At 66.6% G+C, this 24,123-nt stretch carries 27 protein-coding genes; 24 read left to right on the forward strand and 3 right to left on the reverse strand.

The window, feature by feature from the left end; translation table 11 throughout:
• Nucleotides 1–116 precede the first annotated feature (116 nt).
• Together nifA and IM738_RS07475 are read left to right on the forward strand one after the other, a co-directional pair.
• Complete coding sequence (gene nifA, locus IM738_RS07470; RefSeq protein ID WP_236965245.1) at nt 117–1,808, forward strand: nif-specific transcriptional activator NifA; 1,692 nt, start codon at nt 117–119, stop codon at nt 1,806–1,808.
• A 77-nt stretch (nt 1,809–1,885) separates the two neighbouring features.
• Nucleotides 1,886–2,848, forward strand: coding sequence for an IS5 family transposase (locus IM738_RS07475; protein ID WP_236965246.1), 963 nt, complete (start codon nt 1,886–1,888; stop codon nt 2,846–2,848).
• Nucleotides 2,849–3,033: 185 nt separating this feature from the next.
• Here the strand turns inward: IM738_RS07475 and IM738_RS07480 are convergent, their stop codons facing one another.
• Nucleotides 3,034–4,005 (reverse strand): helix-turn-helix domain-containing protein, encoded by a 972-nt coding sequence (locus tag IM738_RS07480; protein WP_236965247.1) that lies wholly within the window; start codon nt 4,003–4,005, stop codon nt 3,034–3,036.
• A gap of 168 nt (nt 4,006–4,173) precedes the next feature.
• On the opposite strand from IM738_RS07480, the gene IM738_RS07485 reads away from it, so the two are divergent.
• From IM738_RS07485 to IM738_RS07520, 8 genes are all read left to right on the forward strand, one after another.
• A complete protein-coding gene (locus IM738_RS07485) occupies nt 4,174–5,580 on the forward strand; it encodes an aldehyde dehydrogenase family protein (RefSeq protein WP_236965248.1) in 1,407 nt (468 codons plus the stop codon).
• Between the two features lie 13 nt (nt 5,581–5,593).
• On the forward strand, nt 5,594–7,180 hold the full coding sequence (locus IM738_RS07490; RefSeq protein WP_236965249.1) for a GMC family oxidoreductase: 1,587 nt from the start codon (nt 5,594–5,596) through the stop codon (nt 7,178–7,180).
• Between the two features lie 37 nt (nt 7,181–7,217).
• Entirely contained in the window at nt 7,218–8,480 is a 1,263-nt protein-coding gene (locus IM738_RS07495) for an ABC transporter substrate-binding protein (RefSeq protein WP_236965250.1), read from the forward strand.
• Between the two features lie 54 nt (nt 8,481–8,534).
• A complete protein-coding gene (locus tag IM738_RS07500) occupies nt 8,535–9,488 on the forward strand; it encodes a branched-chain amino acid ABC transporter permease (protein WP_236965251.1) in 954 nt (317 codons plus the stop codon).
• Nucleotides 9,488–10,525, forward strand: coding sequence for a branched-chain amino acid ABC transporter permease (locus IM738_RS07505; RefSeq protein ID WP_236965252.1), 1,038 nt, complete (start codon nt 9,488–9,490; stop codon nt 10,523–10,525). Before IM738_RS07500 ends, IM738_RS07505 begins: the two co-directional genes overlap by 1 nt.
• Complete coding sequence (locus IM738_RS07510; protein WP_236965253.1) at nt 10,522–11,235, forward strand: ABC transporter ATP-binding protein; 714 nt, start codon at nt 10,522–10,524, stop codon at nt 11,233–11,235. The genes IM738_RS07505 and IM738_RS07510 overlap by 4 nt, the downstream gene beginning before the upstream one ends.
• On the forward strand, nt 11,235–11,936 hold the full coding sequence (locus IM738_RS07515) for an ABC transporter ATP-binding protein (protein WP_236965254.1): 702 nt from the start codon (nt 11,235–11,237) through the stop codon (nt 11,934–11,936). Before IM738_RS07510 ends, IM738_RS07515 begins: the two co-directional genes overlap by 1 nt.
• Nucleotides 11,937–12,232: 296 nt before the next feature.
• Entirely contained in the window at nt 12,233–12,784 is a 552-nt protein-coding gene (locus tag IM738_RS07520; protein ID WP_236965255.1) for a hypothetical protein, read from the forward strand.
• A gap of 167 nt (nt 12,785–12,951) precedes the next feature.
• Here IM738_RS07520 and IM738_RS07525 read toward each other — a convergent pair whose 3' ends face one another.
• Together IM738_RS07525 and IM738_RS07530 are read right to left on the reverse strand one after the other, a co-directional pair.
• A complete protein-coding gene (locus tag IM738_RS07525) occupies nt 12,952–13,143 on the reverse strand; it encodes a hypothetical protein (RefSeq protein WP_236965256.1) in 192 nt (63 codons plus the stop codon).
• 6 nt (nt 13,144–13,149) lie between these two features.
• Complete coding sequence (locus IM738_RS07530; protein ID WP_236965257.1) at nt 13,150–13,893, reverse strand: sulfite exporter TauE/SafE family protein; 744 nt, start codon at nt 13,891–13,893, stop codon at nt 13,150–13,152.
• An 83-nt stretch (nt 13,894–13,976) separates the two neighbouring features.
• Between IM738_RS07530 and IM738_RS07535 the strand changes: the two genes are divergently transcribed.
• From IM738_RS07535 to IM738_RS07600, 14 genes are all read left to right on the forward strand, one after another.
• A complete protein-coding gene (locus IM738_RS07535) occupies nt 13,977–14,912 on the forward strand; it encodes a LysR family transcriptional regulator (protein ID WP_236965258.1) in 936 nt (311 codons plus the stop codon).
• Nucleotides 14,913–15,513: 601 nt separating this feature from the next.
• Nucleotides 15,514–17,085, forward strand: a complete 1,572-nt coding sequence (gene nifB, locus IM738_RS07540; protein WP_442908515.1) for a nitrogenase cofactor biosynthesis protein NifB — start codon at nt 15,514–15,516, stop codon at nt 17,083–17,085.
• Between the two features lie 40 nt (nt 17,086–17,125).
• A complete protein-coding gene (locus tag IM738_RS07545) occupies nt 17,126–17,320 on the forward strand; it encodes a 4Fe-4S binding protein (protein ID WP_177138544.1) in 195 nt (64 codons plus the stop codon).
• Nucleotides 17,321–17,501: 181 nt separating this feature from the next.
• Complete coding sequence (locus IM738_RS07550) at nt 17,502–17,912, forward strand: HesB/IscA family protein (RefSeq protein WP_236965260.1); 411 nt, start codon at nt 17,502–17,504, stop codon at nt 17,910–17,912.
• A 9-nt stretch (nt 17,913–17,921) separates the two neighbouring features.
• On the forward strand, nt 17,922–18,506 hold the full coding sequence (locus IM738_RS07555; protein WP_236965261.1) for a hypothetical protein: 585 nt from the start codon (nt 17,922–17,924) through the stop codon (nt 18,504–18,506).
• Entirely contained in the window at nt 18,503–19,339 is an 837-nt protein-coding gene (locus tag IM738_RS07560) for a 4Fe4S-binding leucine-rich repeat protein (RefSeq protein WP_236965262.1), read from the forward strand. Before IM738_RS07555 ends, IM738_RS07560 begins: the two co-directional genes overlap by 4 nt.
• Entirely contained in the window at nt 19,332–19,694 is a 363-nt protein-coding gene (locus IM738_RS07565) for a nitrogen fixation protein NifZ (RefSeq protein ID WP_236965263.1), read from the forward strand. The genes IM738_RS07560 and IM738_RS07565 overlap by 8 nt, the downstream gene beginning before the upstream one ends.
• Nucleotides 19,691–19,972, forward strand: a complete 282-nt coding sequence (locus IM738_RS07570) for a nitrogen fixation protein NifZ (RefSeq protein ID WP_236965264.1) — start codon at nt 19,691–19,693, stop codon at nt 19,970–19,972. The genes IM738_RS07565 and IM738_RS07570 overlap by 4 nt, the downstream gene beginning before the upstream one ends.
• Nucleotides 19,969–20,313 (forward strand): DUF3024 domain-containing protein, encoded by a 345-nt coding sequence (locus IM738_RS07575; RefSeq protein ID WP_236965265.1) that lies wholly within the window; start codon nt 19,969–19,971, stop codon nt 20,311–20,313. Before IM738_RS07570 ends, IM738_RS07575 begins: the two co-directional genes overlap by 4 nt.
• Nucleotides 20,314–20,419: 106 nt before the next feature.
• On the forward strand, nt 20,420–21,571 hold the full coding sequence (locus IM738_RS07580) for a cysteine desulfurase family protein (protein WP_236965266.1): 1,152 nt from the start codon (nt 20,420–20,422) through the stop codon (nt 21,569–21,571).
• A gap of 29 nt (nt 21,572–21,600) precedes the next feature.
• A complete protein-coding gene (gene nifT, locus IM738_RS07585; RefSeq protein WP_236965267.1) occupies nt 21,601–21,825 on the forward strand; it encodes a putative nitrogen fixation protein NifT in 225 nt (74 codons plus the stop codon).
• 5 nt (nt 21,826–21,830) lie between these two features.
• A complete protein-coding gene (locus IM738_RS07590) occupies nt 21,831–22,091 on the forward strand; it encodes a hypothetical protein (protein ID WP_236965268.1) in 261 nt (86 codons plus the stop codon).
• A 3-nt stretch (nt 22,092–22,094) separates the two neighbouring features.
• Nucleotides 22,095–23,258: a DegT/DnrJ/EryC1/StrS family aminotransferase gene (locus IM738_RS07595; RefSeq protein WP_236965269.1), complete on the forward strand. Its 1,164-nt coding sequence runs from the start codon at nt 22,095–22,097 to the stop codon at nt 23,256–23,258.
• Between the two features lie 9 nt (nt 23,259–23,267).
• A complete protein-coding gene (locus tag IM738_RS07600; protein ID WP_236965270.1) occupies nt 23,268–24,104 on the forward strand; it encodes an SIR2 family NAD-dependent protein deacylase in 837 nt (278 codons plus the stop codon).
• Nucleotides 24,105–24,123 lie beyond the last annotated feature (19 nt).

Consider the following 24,123-nt stretch of genomic DNA (forward strand, 5'->3'; position numbering starts at 1 on the left):
GACGTTCTCGAAGGTGGTTTTTGGTGTCAGAAATCCCGGCGTTGGTGCTCACCGGCCACGCTGGACCCGACCTTGCCTTTCACAGGTTCCTGCCTTGCACCTACCCGGAGCGCACCATGGTGATGAACACACAAATGACCGCAGCACGGCGCGAACTGAACGTGGTCTACGAGATCAGCAAGACACTTGCGACCTCGCTCGACGTCCACAAAACGTTTCGCGAAGCCCTCAACTACCTGTTGCAGGCCATGGAATGGCGCCGCGCTTTTGTCGTGTTGTCCGAACCGGGCTCCAGCGAGCTGCACGGCCTCTGCGCCGTGGGGCTGAGCCAGGAGGAGAGCCAGCGCCTGAAGTTCCTGCCGGGCGAAGGCATCGTGGGCCGGGTCTATGCGACAGGCATGCCGTTTTCGGTGCCCGATCTGCGCGCCGAGCCCCTGTTCCTGAACCGCACCGGCGGCGGGGACCAGAGCCCGGGTGCCTGTGTCGCCATGCTGGCCACGCCGATCCGGGCGGACCGGCGCACGGTGGGCGTGCTGGCCGTCGACTACCTGAACCCCCACACCCGCAGCCATTTCGGCGACGACCTGCAGTTGCTCAAGATGGTGTCCACGCTGATGGGCCAGGCGCTGCTGCTGCACCGCAGTGTCAGCGCGGCCCACGACAGCATGCAGGACGAGGTGCGCCGCATGTCCAAGGCGCTCAATCACAGCGCCCGACCCGGCCACAAGATCGAACACGTCGTGGGCACCTCGGCGCCCATGCTGGAGGTGTTTGACCAGGTGCACCAGGTGGCGCCCGCGCGCACGACGGTGCTGTTGCGTGGTGAAAGTGGCACCGGCAAGGAAGTGATCGCGCGCGCCATCCACAGCCTGTCGCCGCGCAAGGGCGAGGCCTTCATCTGCGTCAACTGCGCGGCGCTGACCGAGTCGCTGCTGGAGAGTGAACTCTTCGGCCATGAAAAGGGCTCGTTCACCGGCGCCCAGGGCCAGCGCAAGGGTCGCTTCGAGATGGCGCACGGCGGCACCCTGTTCCTCGACGAGATCGGTGACATCTCGGCCTCGTTCCAGGCCAAGCTGCTGCGCGTGCTGCAGGAGCGCGAGTTCGAGCGCGTCGGGGGCGGCACGCCGGTGAAGGTGGACGTGCGCCTGATCCTCGCCACCAACCGCGATCTGGAACGCATGGTGAAGGCGGGCGAGTTCCGGGCCGACCTGTACTACCGCATCAACGTGGTCAGCATCCAGCTGCCGCCGCTGCGCGAGCGCCGCGAAGACATCCCGGCCATGGCCAAACATTTTCTCGACCGGTTCAACCGCGACAACGCACGCAGCACCCAGTTCAGCCCGGCGGCGATGCGGGTGCTGAGCAGTTGCTACTGGCCGGGCAATGTGCGCGAGCTGGAGAACTGTGTGGAGCGCACCGCGACCATGGCGCACAGCGACGTGATCACCGACCTGGCCTTTCCCTGCCAGGGCAACCGCTGCCTGACGCAGGTGTTGCACCACATCGACCGCGAAGACGCGGTGCGGCCGAGCCGCCTGGCGGAGATTCCCATTCAGGAGCGGCCCATGGGGCCCACCGTGGGGGATGCCTCGTTGCCAGCGCCCGAAGCCGCGGCTCCCGAACCTGTTGCCGGTGGCGCGCCGGCGGCCATCGCCGACGGCAAACCCGAGGGTGAAAGCGAGCGCCTGGTCTGGGCGATGGAGCGCAGCGGCTGGGTGCAGGCCAAGGCGGCGCGCCTGCTGAAGATTTCACCGCGCCAGATGGGCTATGCCTTGCAGAAGCATGGCATTGAGGTGCGGAAGTTCTGATCTAGGGCTACGCTGAACAAGTCCAGGGGTGGCGCGAGGTTTGCATGTATCGATGCACCCGAGACACGAAGGTGAAGATGAAGCAACAGACCCTGGCGATGGCAGCCGATCAAGGCGACGGATTCGAGCCCTACCGCAAGCCGACCAAGCGCGATGTGTTCCTTGCGACGATGGAACAGATCGTGCCCTGGCAGGCGCTGTGCTCTGTCGTCGAACCTCACTACCCCAAAGCCGGCAACGGGCGCCCACCGATCGGGCTCGAACGCATGCTGCGGATGTACTTCGTGCAGCACTGGTTCAACCTGGCCGATGAGGCCTGCGAAGAGGCCCTGCTCGACAGCACGGCGCTGCGCCGCTTTGTGGGCATCGATCTTGGGCGGGAGCGCGTGCCTGACGGGACCACCCTGCTGAAGTTTCGCCGCCTGCTGGAGCAGCACAAACTGGGCGAGGCCCTGTTTGCCAAAGTGGGGGAGGTGCTGCAGGCGCGAGGCTTGAAGGTGGGCACCGGCACCATCGTGGACGCCACCATCATCGGCGCGCCCAGTTCGACCAAGAACGCCGACAAGCAGCGCGACCCCGAGATGCACCAAACCCGCAAAGGCCAGCAGTGGTATTTCGGGATGAAGATGCACATTGGCGTGGACAGCCGCACCGGGCTGGCGCACAGCGCTGTGGTGACAGCAGCCAACGTACACGACAAACACCCGCTGCCCGATCTGCTGCACGGCAACGAGCAGCGTGTGTATGGCGACAGTGCCTACGCCAGCCAGAAAGCGTTGATCGGATCGAAGGCCCCCAAGGCCAAGGACTTCACCAACCAGCGCGTGCGCAGGGGTGGCGATATCGACGAGGCCGAGCGCTCCAGAAACCACAACAAGTCCAAGGTCCGCGCCCGGGTCGAACACGTCTTCGCTGTGGTCAAACGGCTCTGGGGCTTTGCCAAGGTGCGCTACCGGGGCCTGGCCAAGAACGCCACGCGCTCGTTCGTTGTGCTGGGTCTGGCCAATATCTATTTGGCGCGTCAGCGCCTCATGGCATGAGTGCGTCCGTTGCGCACGACGGGTGCGCGAGCACGGCTGGTATGTTCAGGGAACGCGGTCGAATCGCGCTGCTTGCCCGCGTCGGCAACCCTTTGCGTAGCGGGCCACTCAATTCGGCTACTTGTTCAGCGCAGCCCTAGACCGCCTGAGAGGCCGCGTGCACCCCTCAGCCCTGGCGATGCGGCTCACATCAGAAGCACGCCCGGCCCCGGATCGGCACTGACGTCCTTGTACTGACTGGGTGTGCAGTTGAAGGTGGCCCGGAACAGGCGGTTGAAGTACGACAGGTCGTTGAAACCGACGCTGTAGGCAATGGTGGAGATGAAGGTCTTGTTCTCCGTCATGCGCTGCTGCTTCAAGGCCTCGCAAGCGCTGGCCAGGCGCTTTTGCAGCAGGTACTCGGTGGGCGTGATGTCCAGCGACGTGAAGGCCCTTTGCAGCTGGCGGCTCGACGCCTTGAGATCCACGGCCATGCGCTGGATGGTCAATTCGCAGTCGGTGTGGTTCGCATCAATGTAGGCCACCGCTCGCTCCAGCAAACGGGCGTTGCCCACGTCCGCGTCGATGCAGCGGGCCGGCGTGCCGTTGGCAAACAGCATGGACCCGAGCAGTCCGTACATGGCCTCGCCCAGGTAGCTGGATTGCGTCGGGTTGTTGCTCGGTTGAAAAGCCTTGGCGAGCACCGCAATGATGGCCAGCGTGGTGTGGTCGCTGCGCGGCATGAACAGCCCGCCGCGCAAGGCATCGCCAAACCTTTTTTGAAGTTCCATGCGCGGCAGATGCACCGACAGCTGCCGGCTGTAGCTGCCAAAGAACGTGAATTCGGAGGGCTCGGCGCTGTCGATCAGGACCAGATCGCCGGGGCGCAGCATGCTGACCGATTCGCGCTGGCTCATCAGCGCTCGGCCCTCTTCCTGAACGATGAGAAAGAAGTGCTCCGCGCTGTCGCGGGCGATGTTGCTTCGGTCGCGGCGGATCGACTGCGCGTCTTTGGCCACATGCGCGAACTCGAATCCGCCCCGCGCTTCGTGGGCCACCGCGCCGCGCAAAAAGTCGCGGCTGGCGGCCGGCTGGACATCGAACGAGCCGCAGATGGCATGCAGATCCGACCGGAACTGGTCCACGGGAAGTGAGGAGGTGGAAAGCGTGGTCAGCATGGGGCGCTGATGTTGATCATCAACGCGGGTTGAGGCTATTCGGGTTAACCCACACCCGCAAAAGCGCTGTCGTTTGCGTCCTATTCGCGTGTCGCTGGAGCCCAAGTGGGCGCAGGGGTGTCGCTCCTACGATCCGTCCGCTGAATCAACCACTCCACTGGAGGAGACATGACGGACTTTCCCATGATCATCAACGGCCAGCCCGTGAGCGCGGCCGAACACTTCGACGTGAAGAACCCGGCCACCGGGGAAACGGTGGGCCGCGCGCCCAACGCTTCGCGTGACCACCTTGACCAGGCGGTGGCCGCCGCCGAAGCGGCGTTCGCGAGCTGGTCGCAGCAGCCCGACGCCGTGCGCGCCCAGGCCTGCCTGGACATTGCGGACAAGCTCGGCGAGCAGGCCGAAGACCTGGCGCAGCTGCTGACGCGGGAGCAGGGCAAGCCGCTCAACGGGCTGGGCTCGCGCTTTGAGATCGGTGGCGCGCGGGCCTGGGCCGCGCACACGGCCAGCCTGTCGCTGCCGGTGAAGGTGTTGCAGGACAACGAGCAAGGCCGCGTCGAACTGCACCGAAAGCCCATCGGGGTGGTGGGCTCCATCACGCCGTGGAACTGGCCGGTGATGATCGCGGTCTGGCACATCCTGCCGGCCGTGCGCAGCGGCAACACCGTGGTGGTCAAGCCTTCGCCCTTCACCCCGCTGTCCACCATCCGGCTGGTCGAGCTCATGAACGAGGTGCTGCCGCCCGGCGTGGTCAACGTGGTCTGCTCAGACGACCAGAAGACCAACATCGGCGCCGCGATCTCCGCCCACCCGGGCATCCGCAAGATCGTCTTCACCGGCTCCATCAACACCGGCAAGAAGGTCATGGCCTCGGCCGCCGAAACGGTCAAGCGGCTCACGCTGGAGCTGGGCGGCAACGACGCGGCCATCGTGTTGCCCGACGTGGACCCGAAGGCCATTGCCGAAGGCCTGTTCTGGGGCGCCTTCATCAACAACGGCCAGACCTGCGCGGCAATGAAGCGCCTCTACGTGCACGAGAGCGTGTACGACGAAGTCTGCTCGGCGCTGGTCGATTACGCCAAGGCCGTCCCCGTGGGCGCTGGCACCGACGAAGCGTCGGCCCTGGGTCCGGTGAACAACCGCATGCAGTTCGACAAGGTCAAGCGCCTGGTGGACGCGGCCAAACACCAGGGCAGGGTGCTGCTGGGCGGCGAGCCTGGCGAGGGCTTGTTCTTTCCGCCGACGCTGATTGCCGATCTGTCCCACGACGACCCGCTGGTGTTCGAAGAGCAGTTCGGCCCTGCGCTGCCCATCATCCGGTACAGCGACGTGGAAGACGCCATCCGCCAGGCCAATCACAGCCCCAACGGCCTGGGCGGCTCGGTCTGGTCGCGGGACATCGACAAAGCCCGGCAGGTGGCCAGCCGCCTGGAGTGCGGCTCCGTGTGGATCAACAAGCACGGTGCGATCCAGCCGAACGCACCCTTCGGCGGGGTGAAGTCCTCGGGCTGCGGTGTGGAGTTCGGTGAAGAAGGCCTGGCCGAATACACCGACATCCAGGTCATCTTCAACTGAGAGCAACGCAACCATGGAACAGTTTGACTACATCGTCGTGGGCGGTGGCGCCTCGGGTTGTGTGATGGCCTCGCGCCTGAGCGAGAACCCGCGCTCCAAGGTGTTGCTGATCGAGAGCGGGCGCCGCGACGACGACCGCTACATCAAGATGCCAGCGACCTTCTTCAAGGTCATTGAAAAGGGGCGCGACATCGTCGCCTACGTGGGCGAACCGTCGCCGTGCGTGAACGGGCGCCCCTCCATCGTCATCCAGGGGCAGGTGATCGGCGGCGGCTCGTCGATCAACGCCATGCTCTACATCCGTGGCCAGGCGCAGGACTACGACGGCTGGGCCGCCGCTGGCAACCCGGGCTGGGCTTATGCCGACGTGTTGCCCGTGTTCAAGGCGCTGGAAAACAACATGGAGCTGGCCGATGTCTTCCACGGCACCGAGGGCGAGCTGCACGTGTCGGGAACCGGCTACCACCACCCGCTCTGCCGCGCCTTCATCCGCGCCGCGCAAGAGGTGGGCCTGCCCAACAACCCCGACTTCAACGGCGCCAGCCAAGAGGGCGTGGGCTTCTACCAGACCACCACGCACGATGGCCGGCGCTGGTCCGCCGCCGAGGCCTTTCTGCGCAAGGCCGAGGGGCGTCCCAACCTGAAGATCATGACCGAGACCCGGGTGGCCCGGGTGGTGTTCGAGGGCACGCGGGCGGTCGGTGTGGCGCTGGAAAACGGAACCACCATCAAGGCCGCGGCCGAGGTGATTCTGTGCGCCGGTGCCATCGAAACGCCGCGCCTGTTGCAGCTGTCGGGTGTGGGCGACGCCGCCCACCTGCAGTCCTTCGGCATCAAGGTGGTGGCAAACCTGCCGGGCGTGGGCCAGAACTACCAGGACCACCTGGAGAGCACGGTGCAGGGCGTGACCCGCGACCCCATCTCCTTCCTGGGGCAAGACAAAGGCTTGCAGGCCGTCAAGCACCTGGCGCAGTACCTCCTGTTCCGCTCCGGGCTGCTCACCTCCAACGTGGTCGAGTGTGGCGGCTTCGCCGACGTGTCCAACGCGGGGGTGCCCGATGTGCAGTTTCACGTGTTGCCCTTCATGGTGGGCTGGGCCGACCGCGAGCCGGTGCAGGAACACGGCATCGCCATCGGCCCGTGCTTTCTGCGGCCCAAGTCGCGCGGCTCGGTGCGCCTGCGTTCGGCCAAAGCGCAGGACCCGGCCCTGTTCGACGCGGGCGCCTTTTCAGACGAGGCAGACCTCGACGTGCTCGTCCGGGGTGTGCGCAAGGGCATCGAGATTCTGGAAGCCCCTGCGCTGGCCAAGCTGATCAAGCGACGCGCGCTGCCGCAAGCCGGGATCGAGAAGGACCCAGAAGCCCTTAGGAACTATGTGCGCCAGACCGCCAAGACGGTGTTCCACCCGGTGGGCACCGCCAAGATGGGCGCCGAGTCAGACCCCATGGCCGTGTTGGACCAGCAGCTGCGCGTGCGCGGCACCCAAGGCCTGCGCGTGGCCGATGCGTCCGCCATGCCGGCCTTGGTGTCCGGCAACACCAATGCCCCGACCATGATGATTGCCGAGCGGGCGGCGAGGTTCATTGCAGGCAAGCAGTGACAGAGAAGCGTTTTACCCATAACCAAAGGAGACAAGCATGAGAAAACTGTTGCAAGCCGGCGCCGCTGCGCTCGCGTTCATGACCCTGCCCGCGATGGCGCTGGCCGCAGGCGAGCCCACCCCCAGCTGCGGCCCCGGCAAGGGCAAAGCGGCCACGGGCAAACCCATCAAGGTCGGTGCCATCCACGGCAACGCGGCCCCGGGTGATTTTTCCTCGGCCACCGACGCGGCCGCGGCCTACTTTGCCTGCGTCAATGCCTCCGGCGGCGTGCATGGTCGCCCGATCCAGTACCTGGTTGAAAACGACCAGTGGAACCCCGAGCTGGCGGCGCAGGCCGTGTCCAAACTGGTTCAGGACCAGAAGGTCGTGGCGATGGTGGGCAACGCCTCGTTCGTCGAGATGAGCGTGAACGCGCCGTTCTACGCCAAGAACAACATCATGGCGATGGCCTCGGGTTGCGCGGTGTCGGAGTGTTTCGAGAGCTCGAACATCGTGTCCACCAACCAGGGTCCGCTGGCATCGTCCATCGGGGCCGCCATGCACGCGGTTGAAAAGCTCGGCGCCAAGAACATCGCGTGCATCGGCCTGGCCATTCCTTCGGTGGGCAACTGGTCTTGCGGGGCGGTGGAAAAGTACATGGCGGGCAAGGGCCTCAAGGCCTCGTCGGTGCTGCTCAACCCGGGGGCGCCCGACGTGAACGCCGCCCTGCTGGAGGCGATGGCCTCGGGCGCGAACTCGGTGCTGGTCAACCTGCCCGCCGGTCTGGCCATCGCTTTCCTGCGCGCCGCGCAGGAGCAGGACCTGCGCGACAACTACAGCTGGACCTCGTCCACGCCGCTGTACGACAAGTCGGTTCCCGCTGCGCTGGGCAAGTACTGGAGCGGCAAGGTCTACGTCAACGCCGAGCTCACCATGCTCGACGGCAAGGGTGCCGACAACCAGCACTGGCTCAAGGTCATGGATGCCTATGCCAAGAAGGACGATCCGCGCGACACGTTCAGCCAGTCGGGCTACCTGTCGGCCAAGTACTTCACCCAGACGCTGGCCGCCATGGACCCGTCCAAGGTCGACGACCGCGCGGCCGTGACGGCGGCGATCAAGAAGATCTCGGGTCTGCGTTCGGACCTGAGCTGCGGCCCCTACTACGTGGGCGAGGCCAAGCAGCACATGCCCAACCACGCCGGGATCATGGTGGTGGTCAAGGACGGTGGCTTCCAGAAGGTGCGCGACTGCTACGAGTACGAAGGCCCGTACTTCACACCCCTGGTGAATGCCGAGAAGGCGCTCGGACTGCGCTGATGACCTTGCCCCTGTTCTGGTTGCGCCAGGACAGGGGCTCGCCAAGCCTGGCTTATGAAATCCAAACTGCCTTTTCTGGCCGCCTACCTCGTGGGCATGGCCCTTGTCTGCGGCATCCTGGCGTGGGGCAAGCCGCTGCCCATGGTCGGTCTGTTCGTCGTGTCCGGTCTGGCCATCGGCTCCTTGTACGCCCTGGGTGGCGTGGGGCTGGTGGTGCTGTACCGCACCACGGGCGTGCTCAACTTTGCCAGCGGCGCCATGGGGGCCATGGGCGTCATGACGGCCTGGCAACTGGAGCAATGGGGTTGGTCTGAGCCCCTGTCCTGGGCCATCGCGCTGTTGCTGGCCACGGCGCTGTCGCTGGGCTATGGCCGGGTGATCGCGCCCCGCCTGGCCTGGCGCGACCCGGTGGTCAAGGCCATTGCCACGCTCGGCTACGCCTTGATCATCCTGGGCATCACGTCGTTTCTGTGGGTGGACCAGGTCCGCTCGTTCACCCTGCCCACCGACCAGATGGCCTTTCGCGTCTGGGGCCTGCGGGTCACGGTCACGCGCTTCATGGCGCTGCTGGCGACGCTGGCCGTGGTGGTGGGCATCTGGGTCTACCTGGAGCGCACCCGCACCGGCCTGCAGATGCGCGCGCTGGCCAACGAACGCGAGCTGTCGGCGCTGATCGGTGTGCGCATCCTCAAGGTGGAAACCATCGCCTGGGGCATGGCGGGGCTCATCGCCGGGTTCACCGGTCTGATGTTTGGTGACCTCATCCGGCTGGAGCCCAGCATCATCACCTTCATGGTCATCCCGTCCATCGCGGCGGCCATCTGCGGGCGGCTCGACAGCCTGGGCATGGTGCTGGTCGGTGGCCTGTCCATCGGCGTGCTGGAGTCGTTGTTGACACTGTCGCCCGCCCTCAAGTCCGTGCGCACCGTGGCCCCGTTCATGGTGGCCATTGTCATGCTGCTCCTGCTGCAGCGGGGCCGGCGCATCCCTTTCGAGAGAGACGAATGATGAATCGCCCCCACGTTCCCCCACTGCGTGTGGGTCACTGCCCCCCGAGGGGGCGCCTTTCGCCTTGGGGCGGCCCGGCGGCGAAACGCCTGCTGCCCCTGTCGTGCGGGTTGGTGGCGCTGGTGGTCATCCCCATGTTCCTCGGCGGGCAGTGGGTACAGATCCTCACCTCCACCGCCTGCTTCGCCCTGGCTGCGGCAGGCGTCGGGTTCATGTATTCGCGCCTGGGCATGGTGTCGCTCGCCCAGGTGGGGCTGATGGGCGTGGGCGGCTGGGTGATGCTGCGCATGAACCATGGCTTCGACCTGCCGTTTGAGCTCAACCTGGCGGTGGCCGCGACCGTGACCATGGTGTTTGGCTGGGTCATGGCCTTGCCCGCCTTGCGCATGCGCGGCCTGTACCTGGCGCTCATCACCCTGATGGCGGCGAGTGGCCTGGAGATCGTCTTTTCCACCTTCCGCTTTCCCAATGGCGGCGAGGGCTTCTGGGGCGTGATGCCTTCGCTGATCGCGCCGTTCCGGCGGCCCTGGCTGGCCACTGGCGACGAAGCCTACCTGCGCTACACCGTGGTCATGCTGCTGGTGGGCTTCCTGCTGATCGAGGCCCACCGGCGCATGGCGCCCGGGCGGGCCTGGGCCATGATCCGGCGCTCCGAGGCCGCTGCCATGGCTTCGGGTGTGAACGTGGTCTATTACAAAGCCTGGGCCTTCGGCATGTCCGGCCTGCTGGCAGGAATGGCGGGCGCGCTGTTGGCCGGTACCTTGGGGCTGCTGGACCCGGCCACGTTCAGGGCGTCGGAGTCCATCATGCTGTTTGCCCTGGCCGTGGTGGGCGGCGCCCGGCACTGGCTGGGCGCGGTGCTGGCGGCGGTGCTCTACCGCGTGTTGCCCGGGCTGTTCAACAACTGGGGCCTCGATGCCGATCTGGCCCTGGTGATCTTCGGTGCCGCGCTGCTGCACGCGCTGATGACGGCGCCCGATGGCTTGGCCGGGCAACTGCTGGGCCTGGTGCGCCGCAAAGAAGGGAGCGCCACGTGATCGAGCTCAAAGACATCACCGTGCGCTTCGGCGGCGTGACCGCGCTGGACGCCGTTTCCGTGGTGTTCGACGCCCCGGTCTCCGGCATCATCGGTCCCAACGGGGCGGGCAAGACCACCACCATGAACGTGATCTCGGGCTTCCTGCCGTCTTCCGGGCAGATCGCCTGCGACGGCGAGGTGATTTCGCACCAGGCGCCGCACAAGCGGACCCGCTGGGGTTTGCGCCGCTCGTTCCAGCGCGAACAGCTGGCCGACGACCTGAGCGTGATCGACAACCTGCGCGTGATCCTTGACGTATTGCCGGGCAGCCGGCGCGACAAGGTGGCCGACATGGACCGGGCTTTGGACGTCACGGGCCTGGCCCCCCAAGCCCACACCCTGGCCGCCCGCCTCAACACCTACGAACGCCGCCTGGCCGACGTGGCCCGCTGCCTGGTGGGCCGACCGCGCATCGTGATGTTTGACGAACCGGCCGGGGGGCTCACCCCCGAAGAAACCCGGCACCTGGGCGACCTGATCCTGCAGATCCATGGCCTGACCGGCGCCTCCACCTTGGTCATTGACCACGATGTGGACCTGATCACCCGGATCTGCGAGCAGACGCTGGTGCTGGACTTTGGCCGGCGCATCGCGATGGGCCCCACCGCAGCGGTGTTGGCCGATCCGCTGGTGCAGGCGGCCTATCTGGGCATGGAGGAGTTGGGCTGATGGCACTGATCATTGAAAACCTCACGGTGGCCAAACAGGGGCGGGAGCTGGTCCGCAACGTCTCGATGTCGGTCGAGCAAGGGCAGGTCACGGCGGTGCTGGGGGCCAATGGCGCGGGCAAGTCGGAGCTGGTGCTGGCCGTGGCCGGCATGCTGCCCATCGCCCAGGGGCGCATCAGCGTCGATGGCCGCGCCATCCAGGGCTGCCCGCCCGACGTGGTGCGCCTGGCGGGCGTGGCCGCGGTGCCCGAAGGCCACCGGGTGTTGTCGAAGCTGTCGGTGGACGACAACCTGCGTGTGGCCGGCTCCATGCTGGCGCGGGATCGGGTCGGTCCTGCCGTGGCCGAGGTGTATGCGCTGTTTCCCGAGCTGGCGGAACGCAAGCGCCAGCTGGCCGGCACCATGTCCGGCGGGCAACAGCAGATGCTGTCCATCGGGCATGCGCTGATGGCGCGCCCCAAGTACCTGCTGATCGACGAAATGTCGCTGGGCCTGGCGCCCCTGATCGTCAAGCGCCTGGTCAGGACCATCGAATCGCTGGTGGACCAGGGCGTGGGCGTCATCCTGGTGGAGCAGTTCACCGAGGTGGCCTTGTCGGTGGCGACCTCGGCCGTGGTGATGCGCACGGGGGACGTGCGCTACAGCGGGCCCGCCAGCGAGATCAGGGCCCAGCCCAAGATACTGGAAGCAGCGTACTTCTAGCGGAAGGGGGCGACGTCGTTTGCGTCGCTGTGTGCTGAGCGCGCCGGCTGGCGCCGCTCAGTCACCAACGCCACGCGCCGGGCGTTGGCGCCGCGCCCCAGCAGCGGCGGGCCGAAGCGCAGGCTCAGCGCTCTGGCTGTTGTGTTCGGTGTCGCACGGAAATCTCTGCTCATCAGGCAGACACTCTGCCCGTTGCTTCGAGGGCCGCAGCCCCGACCCGGATTCGATTGCCCAGCGCAACACGCTGAATCCGCGTCACTCCAATGGCCCTTGGTTTTACTTGCAGAGAGATTTTCATGAACAAGCTCACCACCCTCAAGGCCGCTCTCCTGGCCGCCAGCCTGCTGTCGCTTCCGGCGGCCTACGCTGCCAACCTGAGCAAGGCCGACTACCAGGCCGGCAAGACCCGCATCAGCGCGGACTACAAGGCAGACAAGGCGGCGTGTGACACGAAGACGTCCAACGCCAAAGACATCTGCATGGAAGAGGCCAAGGCCAAAGAGAAGGTCGCGCTCGCCGAGCTGGAGCACAGCTACACCGGCAAGGCCGCCGACCGCACCAAGATGCTGGAAGCCAAGGCCGAATCGACCTACGCCGTGGCCAAGGAGCGCTGCGACGACCTGGCCGGCAACGCCAAAGACGTGTGTGTGAAAGAGGCCAAGGCCGCTGAGGTCAAAGCCATGGCCGACGCCAAGATGGGCAAAGAAATCGCCGAGGCCAGGAAAGACGCGTCCACCGACAAGATGGCCGCCGACTACAAGGTGGCCGCTGAGAAGTGCGACGCCATGGCGGGCGACGCCAAGAGCGCTTGCATCGCTGCGGCCAAAACGAAGTTTGGCCAAAACTGAGTTGAGTTGAGTTGATGTGAGGAAGAACCGGCCGGCCGCACCAGCGCCGCGCCGGTCTCTTCGTTCGGCTTCAATGCCATCACGACCAGCTGGCGGTTCTTCGCGGTGTAGAGCACCTGGCGGAAGTGCTCGTTGCGAATGGCGATGGCTTCGATGATGGGCGCGGCTCAGGTCAGCCTGGGCAAGTCACTTGCCGCAAGCAGCGCAACACGAGCCTCGTCGAGTACCTCGACAAGCTCGTTTGCAACGAACTGCCGACACTCGATTTCGAGCAAGCCTTCGCTTTGAAGCACATGCGCCAGTCTGTAAGCCCGCTCCAACAAAGCAGCGGCAGCCAACAAGTCCTTTGGGTTCTTCATGACACGTCAAAGCGCCTGGATCAGGTTGGCCGCGCCCAAGGCGACAAAGATCACAAAAAGCGCCTTCTGGAAGGCGGGGCCCGCAAGGCGGCCTCGCAGCACCTCACCGAGCTTGAGCCCGCCAAAGGCGCCGATCAATGCCCCGCCCAATGCAATGGCAAGGTCGGCCGACCCCGACTCGAAAGGGGCCGACATTTGCACCCTCACCGCCAGAGACAGTGTGGCGACGGTGAATGACAGGCCCAGCGCTTGCACCATCTCATCCTTGCTCAGCCGCAGCGTCTGCAAATAGGGAACCCAGGGCAACACGAAGACGGCCGTGAGCGCCGTGACCAACCCGGTGGCCGTGCCTGCCAGCACGCTGAGCCATTGGCTGGAGCGCGACAGATCGGGCAGATGAGGGCGCCACAGACCCCAGAGGCCATAGGCCATGAGAATTCCGCCCAACCAGGCCTTGGCCCATGGCAATTGGACGGCTCCCCCCAGGCCTGGCGCGCTGACCGTCACGATGGCCATCGCCAACCAGCCAGGCCACATCCGGGATGCCAGCGAGCGCAGGTGAGGGCCACAGCATTGCGCCACGTTGGTCGCCAGCGAAGGGATGACCAGCAGCGCGGCCGCTTGCACCGGCTGCATCCACAGCCCCAGCAAGCTCATGGCCACCGTGGGCAGGCCCATGCCGGTGACGCCCTTCACGCCGCCCGCGAGAACGAAGACAACGACCACCATCGAGAGCTGCAATGTGTCCATGCCCCATGGTGTCTGCGCAGCGCAGGTGCTGTCCATCGGATTGCTGCGAACGTGTCCTTCGCAGATTCCGTAGGATGAAGCCCATGAGCACCACCCCCAAGCGCCGCACCTCCGACTACCGCATCGATCCGTTCGATCTGCACCTCTTCGCCGCCGTGATGGCGCATGGAACCATCACTGCCGCGGCTTCAGCGGTGAACCTCTCGCTCGCCGCGGCCAGTGCACGCCTCAAGCATCTTGAAGACGCGACCGGTTCGCGCCTGCTGGAGCGCTCCAAGTCGGGCGCGGTGCCCACCGACGCGGGGCGCGCGCTGATGCGCCACGCCAACCGTGTGCTTGCTGAACTCGAATCGCTGCATGTCGAGATGGCGAGCTTTGGCCATGGATTGCGCGGTACGGTTCGACTGCTTTGCAACACGGCCGCCATGTCCGAGACCCTTCCGCGCACGATCGGACAATTCTTGGTGAAGACCCCTGACCTTGATGTGGACGTGCAAGAGCTGCCGAGCGAGGCGGTCATTGACGCATTGCGCCGTGGCACCGCTGACCTGGGCATCGTCGCGGACTACGTCGACACCTCCGGGCTGCTGGTGCAGCCTTGGGTTGATGACCGATTGGTGGCGCTGTTGCCTGCGCGCTGGCCCCTGGGCCGCCGCCGCTCAATGGCCTATGGCGAGTTGCTGGAGCACCCCTTTGTTGGCTTGGCTCGGGACAGCGGACTCAGCCGCTTTCTGGCGGCCCAGGCCAGCCGCAGCGGCCGCGTCCCGCGCCATCGGGTGCGCCTGGGCGGCTTTGACGCTGTCGCAGAGCTTGTGGTTGCGGGCGTGGGGGCGGCGGTCATGCCCGAGAGCGCTGCCGTGCGCTTTGGCAAGGCAGGCGCCCGCATCGTCGCACTTTCAGATGCCTGGTCTCGCAGAAAGCTGCTCGTTTGCATGACAACAGCGGGCAGCGAGCTGCCAAGCGTTTGCGCGCTCGCCGATGCGCTGCTGGGCGCGCGATCGAAGGTGTTCAGTCAATGAACTGGGGACGCTTTGTCAGAGACGGGAGAACGCCAGCGTCCGGAGGCGTTTGCAGTCAGCGACCAGACTTGAGCCGATGAACGGATCGCTGCAGAGCAGCCCTCCTGCATGGCTGCTTGAGGCTGGCAGCAGCCAGCCAGGTCTCGCAGACCAATGACAGCGGCCGCCGGAACCTGCCATTGGTCATCCTGCGGGGCGACCTACCGCTGCACCCCATACAGCCAGCATTCGAGACTTCGCGTGCGACCAGGCCCAAACGACTGCTTGATGCCGGGCAGCAAGAGTACTCCCGCAGCCAGCGACCGGCTCCAAACGCTGCATTCCGGCCATCCACGCTGCCGATACCCTCAGCCGCGCTGAGTAGACCCCCATCCTCCCACCCATTTCCCGCTTTGTCGCAACCCCGACGGCCCCCGACAAAACCACCCCCGTTGTCCCATTCCCGACAACCGACAGAACCACCAAGCCATTGATCTGAAACGTTTTTTTTCGATGGCACGAAATTCGCTGAAGACCTGCCCAAGCGGCCGTTGTTGGTTGCACGAAAGGGGTCTTCATGTCGACAGCATTGAGCAGTGGTGGCAGTGCAGCGGCGGGCGCCATGCCCGCCAGGACGTATGTGTCCATCGGACAGATCAAACCCTTGGGCGCCGCGCCCGAGCTGCCTTCCACCGGTGGTGGCTGTGGCACCTCCGGCGGTGAGGGCAAGGCCAGTTGCGGCACGTCCGATGGCCCGGACGACATGCCCCAGGAAGTCTGGGACAAGGTCAAGAACCACCCCTGCTATTCCGAAGAAGCCCACCACCACTACGCGCGCATGCACGTGGCCGTGGCGCCGGCCTGCAACATCCAGTGCAACTACTGCAACCGCAAATACGACTGCAGCAACGAGTCGCGCCCCGGTGTGGTGTCGCAAAAGCTCACGCCCGAACAGGCGGTGAAGAAGGTGGTGGCCGTGGCCAGCGAGATCCCGCAGATGACGGTGCTCGGTGTCGCCGGCCCGGGCGATGCGCTGGCCAACCCGGCCAAGACCTTCGACACCTTCCGCATGCTGCAGGAGCAGGCGCCCGACATCAAGCTCTGCCTGTCCACCAACGGCCTGGCGCTGCCGGACCAGGTGGACGAGATCTGCAAATACAACGTCGACCACGTGACCATCACCATCAACATGGTGGACCCGGCCGTGGGCGAAAAGATCTACCCCTGGATCTTCTGGAACCACAAGCGCGTGACCGGCTACGAGGCCGCCAAGATCCTGCACGAGCGCCAGATGCTCGGCCTGGAGATGCTCACCGCGCGCGGCGTGCTCACCAAGATCAACTCGGTGCTGATCCCCGGCATCAACGACGAGCACCTGATCGAGGTGAACCGCGAGGTGAAGAAGCGCGGCGCCTTCCTGCACAACATCATGCCGCTGATCTCCGAAGCCGAACACGGCACGGTGTTCGGCCTCACCGGCCAGCGCGGCCCGACCGCTTCGGAGTTGAAGGCTGTGCAGGACGCCTGCATGGGCGGCGCCAACCTCATGCGCCACTGCCGCCAGTGCCGTGCCGACGCGGTGGGCCTGCTTGGCGAAGACCGCTCGGAAGAGTTCACGCTCGACAAGCTGGAGCAGATGGAAGTGGTCTACGACCTGGACAAGCGCAAGAGCTACCAGGACAAGGTCGAGGTCGAGCGCCAGGCGCAACAGGCCGCCAAACACGAAGCCCTGGCCGCAGCCAGCGCCATCGATGTGGATCAAGACCTGAAGGTGCTGGTCGCGGTCGCCACCAAAGGCGGCGGCCGGGTCAACGAGCACTTCGGCCACGTCACCGAATTCCAGGTGTTTGAAGTCTCGGCCGCGCAGGCCCTGTTCGTCGGACACCGCCGCGTCGACCTGTATTGCCAGGGCGGCCACGGCGACGACGAGCAGCTGCCTTCGGTGGTCAACGCCATCAACGACTGCCACGCCGTGCTGGTCGCCAAGATCGGCGCCTGCCCGCGCGACGAGCTGCTGGCCGCCGGTGTCGAGCCGGTCGACCAGTACGTCGGCGAGTTCATCGAAAAGGCCGCGCTCGAGTGGTTCAACGGCTACCGCGGCCGCATTGCCAGCGGCGCCATCACGCACCAGCCGCGCGGTGACGCGCAGATCCGCCAGGGTGCCTTCACCGGCGGCCTCGCCGAAGCCGCCTGACCCTCATTTCCCCACGACGTTCCATAGAAGGAGAGCCACCATGCCCATGAAGATCATCGCTTCCACCTGCACCGCCTGCTCGGCCTGCGAACCCGAATGCCCGAACGTCGCGATCCGCGAAAAAGGCGGCACCTACGTCATCGACCCCAAGAAGTGCACCGACTGCGAAGGCCACTACGACGAGCCGCAGTGCGTCGCCGTGTGCCCGGTTGACGGCTGCATCGTAAAAATCTGAAGCACCCCCGCGCCGCGCCCAAGGGCGCGTCACCCCCTCAAGGGGGCAACACCAGCGGCCCGGCAAAGCCGGTTCCGCGGTGTTCTGAAGGGGGCTTTGCTGCGCTCGCCCTAGGGCGTGCGGTCTGTGCTTGAGACCTCCCGAGTTATTTGCATTCATCCCGTACATCGAGACCACCACCATGCTGCCCAACATCGTCCTCAAGCCCGCCGCCGTCAAGTTCATCTCGCGTATCGTGCGCTTCTCTGGCTTGCCGGCCGGTGCGGGTTTTCGTCTGGCGGTGTCGCCCGGCGGTTGCTCGGGCTACAGCTCGGAATTCAGCGCCGAGGCCACGCCCGGCCCGGGTGAGCAGGTGCTGGAGATCGAAGGCCTGCGCCTGTTCCTCGGCGCCGAGAGCCGCCTGATGCTCGAAGGCGTGATTGTCGATTTCGCCGACACGCCGACCCAGTCGGGCCTTACGTTCACCAACCCCAACCAGGCCGCTTGCGGCTGCAGCAGCGCATCGAGTGAGAGCCCGGCGCCGATGGTGGGGGTGACCAAGATCGAGATCGGCGCCATCGGGCGCGGCCGCCCGGCCACGCTGGCCTCCTGAGCGCAGGCCATGAACGCCGCCGTCGTCAACCTGGGGCTGGACGACGCGCTCGACGCGTTCGGCGCCGGTGCGATCGGCGGCGCGGTCAGCCCTGAGGTCGATGCACTGATCAAGGAAGCGGGCCTCAAGCGCGACCAGCCTGAGGAGGCCCTGGCACTGCTGGAAAAGGCGAGGGCGCTGGCGCCCAGCCACCCCGGGCCGCTGATCGCGCTCTACCGGTTTCATTTCTATGGCCATGCGCTGGACAAGGCCCGCGCGGTCGGTGAAGACGCGCTGGCGATTGCGCGCAGCGCGCTCGGCCCCAGCTTCGGCGACGCGCCGCCCGACGACGATGCCCTGCGCCACGACCCGGCTGTGCGCTTCTACCTGTTCACGCTCAAGGGCCTGGCCTACCTGAGCCTGCGCCTGGGCGACTTCGACGAAGCGCGTCTGATGCTGGCCGCGCTGCGCCAGCTCGACCCGAAAGACCACCTCGGTGGAGCCTTGCTCTTGCATGTGCTCGCACGCCGAGAAGCCGCCAACACCCCCGACGCGGTGGACCCGCTGAGCGCCTACCCGGTGCGCGGCTGGAGCGGAAACGGGGCCAAGTTATGAGCGCCCAAGACACCTCGCTCGCCGAGTTCAGGGGCACCCGCGCGCCCGCTGGCGACATCGAGGCCTCGCACTGGCAGGGCGGCCCGGTGGACTGCAGCGCCTGCGAATACCAGGCCCTGCGCGATCTGCCAGCCGAACAAGGCTGCGAACCGGGCCACGCCTGCATGCAGGACGTGTACGCGCGCCGCATCGACCGTTTTTTCCGCTGGCACCCGGAACAGGGCGACCGCCAGCTCGGCCATGCGTACTTCGAGGTGCGCGCCATCGCCGCGCGCCACGCCAACGTGTTCCGCCTGGCCTCGCTGATGGACGACCCGGACGAAACCGTGCGCCTGCAGATCGCGCTGCGCCTGCCGCAGCAGCTGCTCGGCCGCATGGCGCACGACCCGCACCGCGAGGTCCGCATCCGCGTCGCCCAGCGCCTGGAAACCGCCGAACTCGCCGCCATGCGCAACGACACCGACTACGGCGTGCGCGAGTGGGTGGCGCGGCGCCTGCCGCTGGCGCTGTTGCCCACCATGGCGCGCGACCCCGACCGCGCCGTGCGCCTGATCGTGGCGCAGCGCCTGGAGATGCCGGCGCTGCTGATCCTGCTCAGCGACAAGTCGCCCGAGGTGCGCCGCACCGTCGCCGAGCGACTGCCCGCGCCGCTGCTGCCGCGCCTGATGGCCGACACCGACTGGCGGGTGCGCTGGGAAGTGGCGCAGCGCGCCGACCCGGACCTGCTCGGCCCGCTGCGCGAGGACGACGACCCATTGGTGCGCCAGAGCGTGCTCGAACGCCAGGACCCGCGCCAGGCCCTTTCACTCGTACCGGGAGCGCCCCATGGCTGACATCAACCGCGACGACGCCGAGATCGAACTCGCCTTTCCACCGCGCTTCCAGTACGGCGAACGCGTGATCGCGCGCTCCGTGGTGCGCAACGACGGCACCTACAACGGCAAGGACATCGGCGAGGTGCTGGTGAACAAGGGCGAGATCGGCTACGTCATCAACATCAACACCTTCCTGCAGCAGTTCTACATCTACGCGGTCGACTTCGTCGACTCCGGCCACCGCGTCGGCATGCGCGCCAAAGAACTCTGCACCCTGGACAACCTGCCCGACGAGGTGCTGGCGCAACTCGGCGACAAAGCCTCCAGCATCACGACGCTCGGTCAACCCCAACCTGAAAAGGAAGCCCCATGAACGGCATTGAACCCCGCGAACCCGTCTACGCCTGGGGCCAGCGCGTGATCGCGCTGGACGACCTGGTCAACGACGGCAGCCACCCCGAACGCGGACCCGACGCCTTGCTGGCCGCGCGCGGCACGGTGGGCGAGATCGTCAACATCGGCCACGCTCAGGAACTCAACGAGCCGGTCTACCTGGTGCAGTTCCCCGGCTGCGTGGTCGGCTGCATGGAAATCGAACTCGTGCCCGCACCCGCCGGCCTCTTGCCTGAGACCGAAGACGAGGTTGCATGAACGCTGTCCCCGAAGCGCGCAACCTGCCGCGTGACCTGACGCTGCACCGCCTGGAGCGGGCACTGAAGGAACGCGTGCGCTACCGCTTCGTGCAACCCACCGTGTGGATCGACGAGCAGGGCTACCGGGTCGAGAGCCCGTGCTGCTCGCGCAACGTGGACCCGAGCGGCGGCACCATCGCCATCGCCTTGCTGAAGCCGCCCATGGGCGAGCACCCCTGCTGGACGCTGTGCGCCCGCGACCACACACAGCAGGCCTGGGTGGTGAAGGAGCGGGCCGACCAGATCGAACCCTTACTGGACTTGCTGTGTTTGGACAGCGAGAGGCAGTTCTGGCCATGAAGAACCTGACACCCCCCGCAGCGCTTCGCGCTACCCCCCAGGGGGCGGCACTGGCCGTCCGGCAAAGTCGGCCCGGCGGTGCCCTGGGTTGGAGGAGAAGCTCGCCATGATCTACCTGGACCACAACGCGACCACCCCACCCGCGCCGGAGGTGCTGGATGCCATGGGGCCGGTGTTTGTCACCGCCTGGGCCAACGCTTCGTCGCAGCACGGTCCGGGGCAGGACGCCAAGCGCGTGCTCGGCGCGGCGCGGGCCACGGCGGCCAAGGCGCTGGGCTGCAAGACCAGCGAACTCATCTTCACCAGCGGCGCCACCGAGGCCAACCACATGGCCTTGACCGGCCTGCTGGCGACGGCCCGGGCGCAGGGCCGCCAGCGCCTGCTGATCGGCGCGGTCGAACACTCGGCCCTTCTGCGCCTGGCGCGCTCGCTGGCCGAGCAGGGCGTGCCCGTGGACGTCATGCCAGTGTCGCCCGACGGCCGCATCGACCTCACCGCCGCTGCGGCCCTGATGGGCCCGGATCTGGCCCTGGTCTCGCTGATGGCGGCCAACAACGAAACCGGTGCGTTGATGCCGGTGACGGAAGTCGCCGCGATGGCCCACGCGGCCGGCGCCGCCATGCACGTGGACGCGACGCAGTGGATCGGCAAGCTGCCGTTTGCTTTTTCCGAATACCCGGCCGACGCGGTTTCGCTCTCGGCCCACAAATTCCACGGTCCCAAGGGTGCGGGCGCCTTGTTGCTGCGCCAGGGCCGGGCCCTCGTGCCGCCAGTGCCGGGCAGCCAGGAGCGCGGCCGCCGCGGCGGCACTGAGAACCTGCCGGCCATCGTTGGTTTGGCCGCGGCGCTGGAGCGTCTGGGCGATCTGGCGGTGCAGTCAGAACGGGCCGAACAGGTGGCCAGCCTGCGCGACGCGCTCGAGCGCGGCCTGGCCGAACTGCCCGGCCTGCACGTGTGGTGCCAGGGCGTGCCGCGCCTGCCGGGCACCAGCTACCTGCGCTTTGGCATGGTCGACGCTGACGTGGTGCTGCAGCGCCTCTCGCGCCTGAACGTGGCGGCGTCCAGCGGCGCGGCCTGCTCGTCGGGCGGCAGCGAACCCTCGCACGTGTTGACCGCCATGGGCGTTCCGCGCGACGAGGCGCTGTGCGCCATCCGCTTTTCACTCGGCGATGAAACCCAAAGCGAAGACATCGCCCTGTTGCTCAACAGCCTGCCCGCCTTGCTGGAACCCTTGCTCAGCGTTGCCGCCGAGTCCTGAATTTTTGTGTTTGCCCACTGGAGCCGATGATGAAAGTGATGATCCGCCGCGATGCCAAAGGTGTGCTGAGCGCCTATGTGCCGAAGAAAGACCTGGAGGAGCCCATCGTCGACATGGTGAATCCCGGCATGTGGGGTGGTCTGGTCACGCTGGCCAACGGTTGGCAACTGGACCTGCCGGTCATGCCCGAAGGCACGAGCCTGCCCATCACCGTCGAAGCGCGCCGCCTGGCGTCTTCGGTTTCCGAGGACTGAACACCATGTCCATCAGCACCGAACACCTGCGCGCCGCCGGCGAACTCGTGGGCGCTGCCGCCACCCTGCGCGACGCGGCCTCGATCTGGCGTTCCCAGCACCCCGAGATGAAGGTGGTGCTGGTCGATGCGATGGACATGCGCGACGAAAAACCCGCGCTGCTGCTGGGCGCACGCAAGGTCTACCTCGCCACCTCCAACGGCCACTGCTGGAGCGTGACCGATGCGCCCGAAGAAGCCGATGCGCTCATCCTCACTCAGGAATAAAAAATGGAAATCGATGCCATCTCCCTCTACGAGCCCGAGTGCGGCGAGCGCGAGATCCAGCTCGTCACCGCGGTGCTGGAATCGGCCCGCTGGGGCGATGGCCCCATGCTGGAATCGTTCGAGCGCGCTTTCGCGGGCTGGGCCGGGCGGCGCCATGCGGTCGCGGTGGGCAGCGGCACCCTGGGCACCTGGATCGCCCTGCGCGCCTACGGCATCGGGCCGGGTGACGAGGTGGTCTGCAGCAGCCACTCGTGGCACCAGGTGGCGCAGGCCATCACGCTCGCGGGCGCCACGCCGGTGTTCGCCGACATCAACTACTGGACCGGCTGCCTGAGCCCCGAGGAGGCCGCGCTCAAGATCACGCCGCAGACCCGCGCCATCCTGGCCGGCAACACCAACGGCCACCCGGCCGACTGGGACCCACTGCGTGCGCTCACGAAAGCGCACGGCATCCACCTGATCGAAGACAGCACCGAAGCCCTGGGCTCGCGCTACAAGGGCCAGACCGTGGGCAGCTTCGGCGACGTGTCGGTGTTCGACTTTTCGCAGCCCTCGGCCCTGTGCACCGGCGAGGGCGGCATGCTGGTCACCGACGACGACGTGCTGGTGCACGAACTGCGCTATCTGCGCCAGCGCCGCGTGAGCGACCGGCATTCGGTCTCGGTCGGTTCGCGTGTGCCACTGCAGGCCGGCATGAGCGAGATGACCGCCGCGCTCGGCCTGGCCCAGCTCGCCAGCCTGGACGACCGGCTGATGGAGCGCAAGCAGGTCGAGCTCTGGTACCACGAGCAGATGCAGAGCTTCGAGGGCGTGAAGCCGCCTTACCTGGCCGAGAACGTCGACGAGGTGCACTGGATGCTGTACGTGGTGCACCTGGGCAAACGCTTCACCGCCAGCGCCCGCGCGCAGATGGTGGACGACATGGCCTCCAGCGGCATCGAGACCGCCGCCTACAGCCACCCGCTGCACCAGCAGTTCCATTACATGAACGCGGCCGAGTCCATCGGCCAGCAGCGCGGCCTGCTGCGCGACACCGACCGCATCGGCGACCGCGCCCTGGCCCTGCCGCTGCACACCCAGATGGACGCGGTGCAGGTGCAGTACATCGTCACGACGCTCAAGGACACCGCCACCAATGTCGGCGCCGGCGCTGCCATTTACCTCTAAGGAAACACCATGACCGACCTGATCCAAGACATCGCCAGCCGCCTCGACGCCGGCAGCGTCATCCCTTACCTGGGCCCGGACATGTTGTCGCTGTGTGAACCCGGCAAGGTGCCGGCCACGCCGCTGGACCTGGCGACCTTCATGACGGCCAAGGTCAGCGTGCCGCACAAGGTGCGCAGCCGCCTCACGCAGGCAGCACAGTTCATCGAGAACTTCAAGCACCGCAAGTCCGTCGTGCACCTGATGAACGAGGCCTTTGCCAGCTCGCCCGAGCCTTCGGCGCTGCAGCTGGCCCTGGCGGGCAGCAACGCCGGCCTCTGGGTCGACACCTGGTACGACGACACCATGCTGAACGCGCTGACCCGCGTGCGCGGCGACAGCGGCTGGAACCAGGTGCAAGGCCTGTCGCAGTCCGAACATTTCGGCCACTGGACCGGCGCCTACGACGCCCAGGGCCAGGCGCTCGAAGCCCTGCCCGTGGCGCCAACGCACTACAAGCCCTGGGGCGGTCACAGCCCGGCCGGCAACTACCTCGTGTCCGACAGCGACTACGTCGAGGTGCTGACCGAGATCGACATCCAGACCCCCATCCCCGCGGCCGTGCAGGCCTGGCGCAGCGGCCGCCATTTCCTGTTCCTCGGCTGCCGCTTCGACGACCAGCTCACGCGCTGTTTTGCCCGCCAGATCATGAAGCGCTCCAGCGACCAACACTGGGCCGTGCTGCCCAACGAGCCGACCCGCATGGAAGCGCGTTTTCTGGAAGAGCAGGGCATCACCCGCATCAACATGCCGCTGGCCGATTTTTCGGCGGCCTTCATTGATGCACTCCAACCCGCGCTCGCCTGACCTTTTTGCTTCCCTTTTC

It is taken from the genome of Hydrogenophaga sp. SL48 (genome assembly GCF_021729865.1).
Lineage (GTDB): Bacteria > Pseudomonadota > Gammaproteobacteria > Burkholderiales > Burkholderiaceae_C > Hydrogenophaga.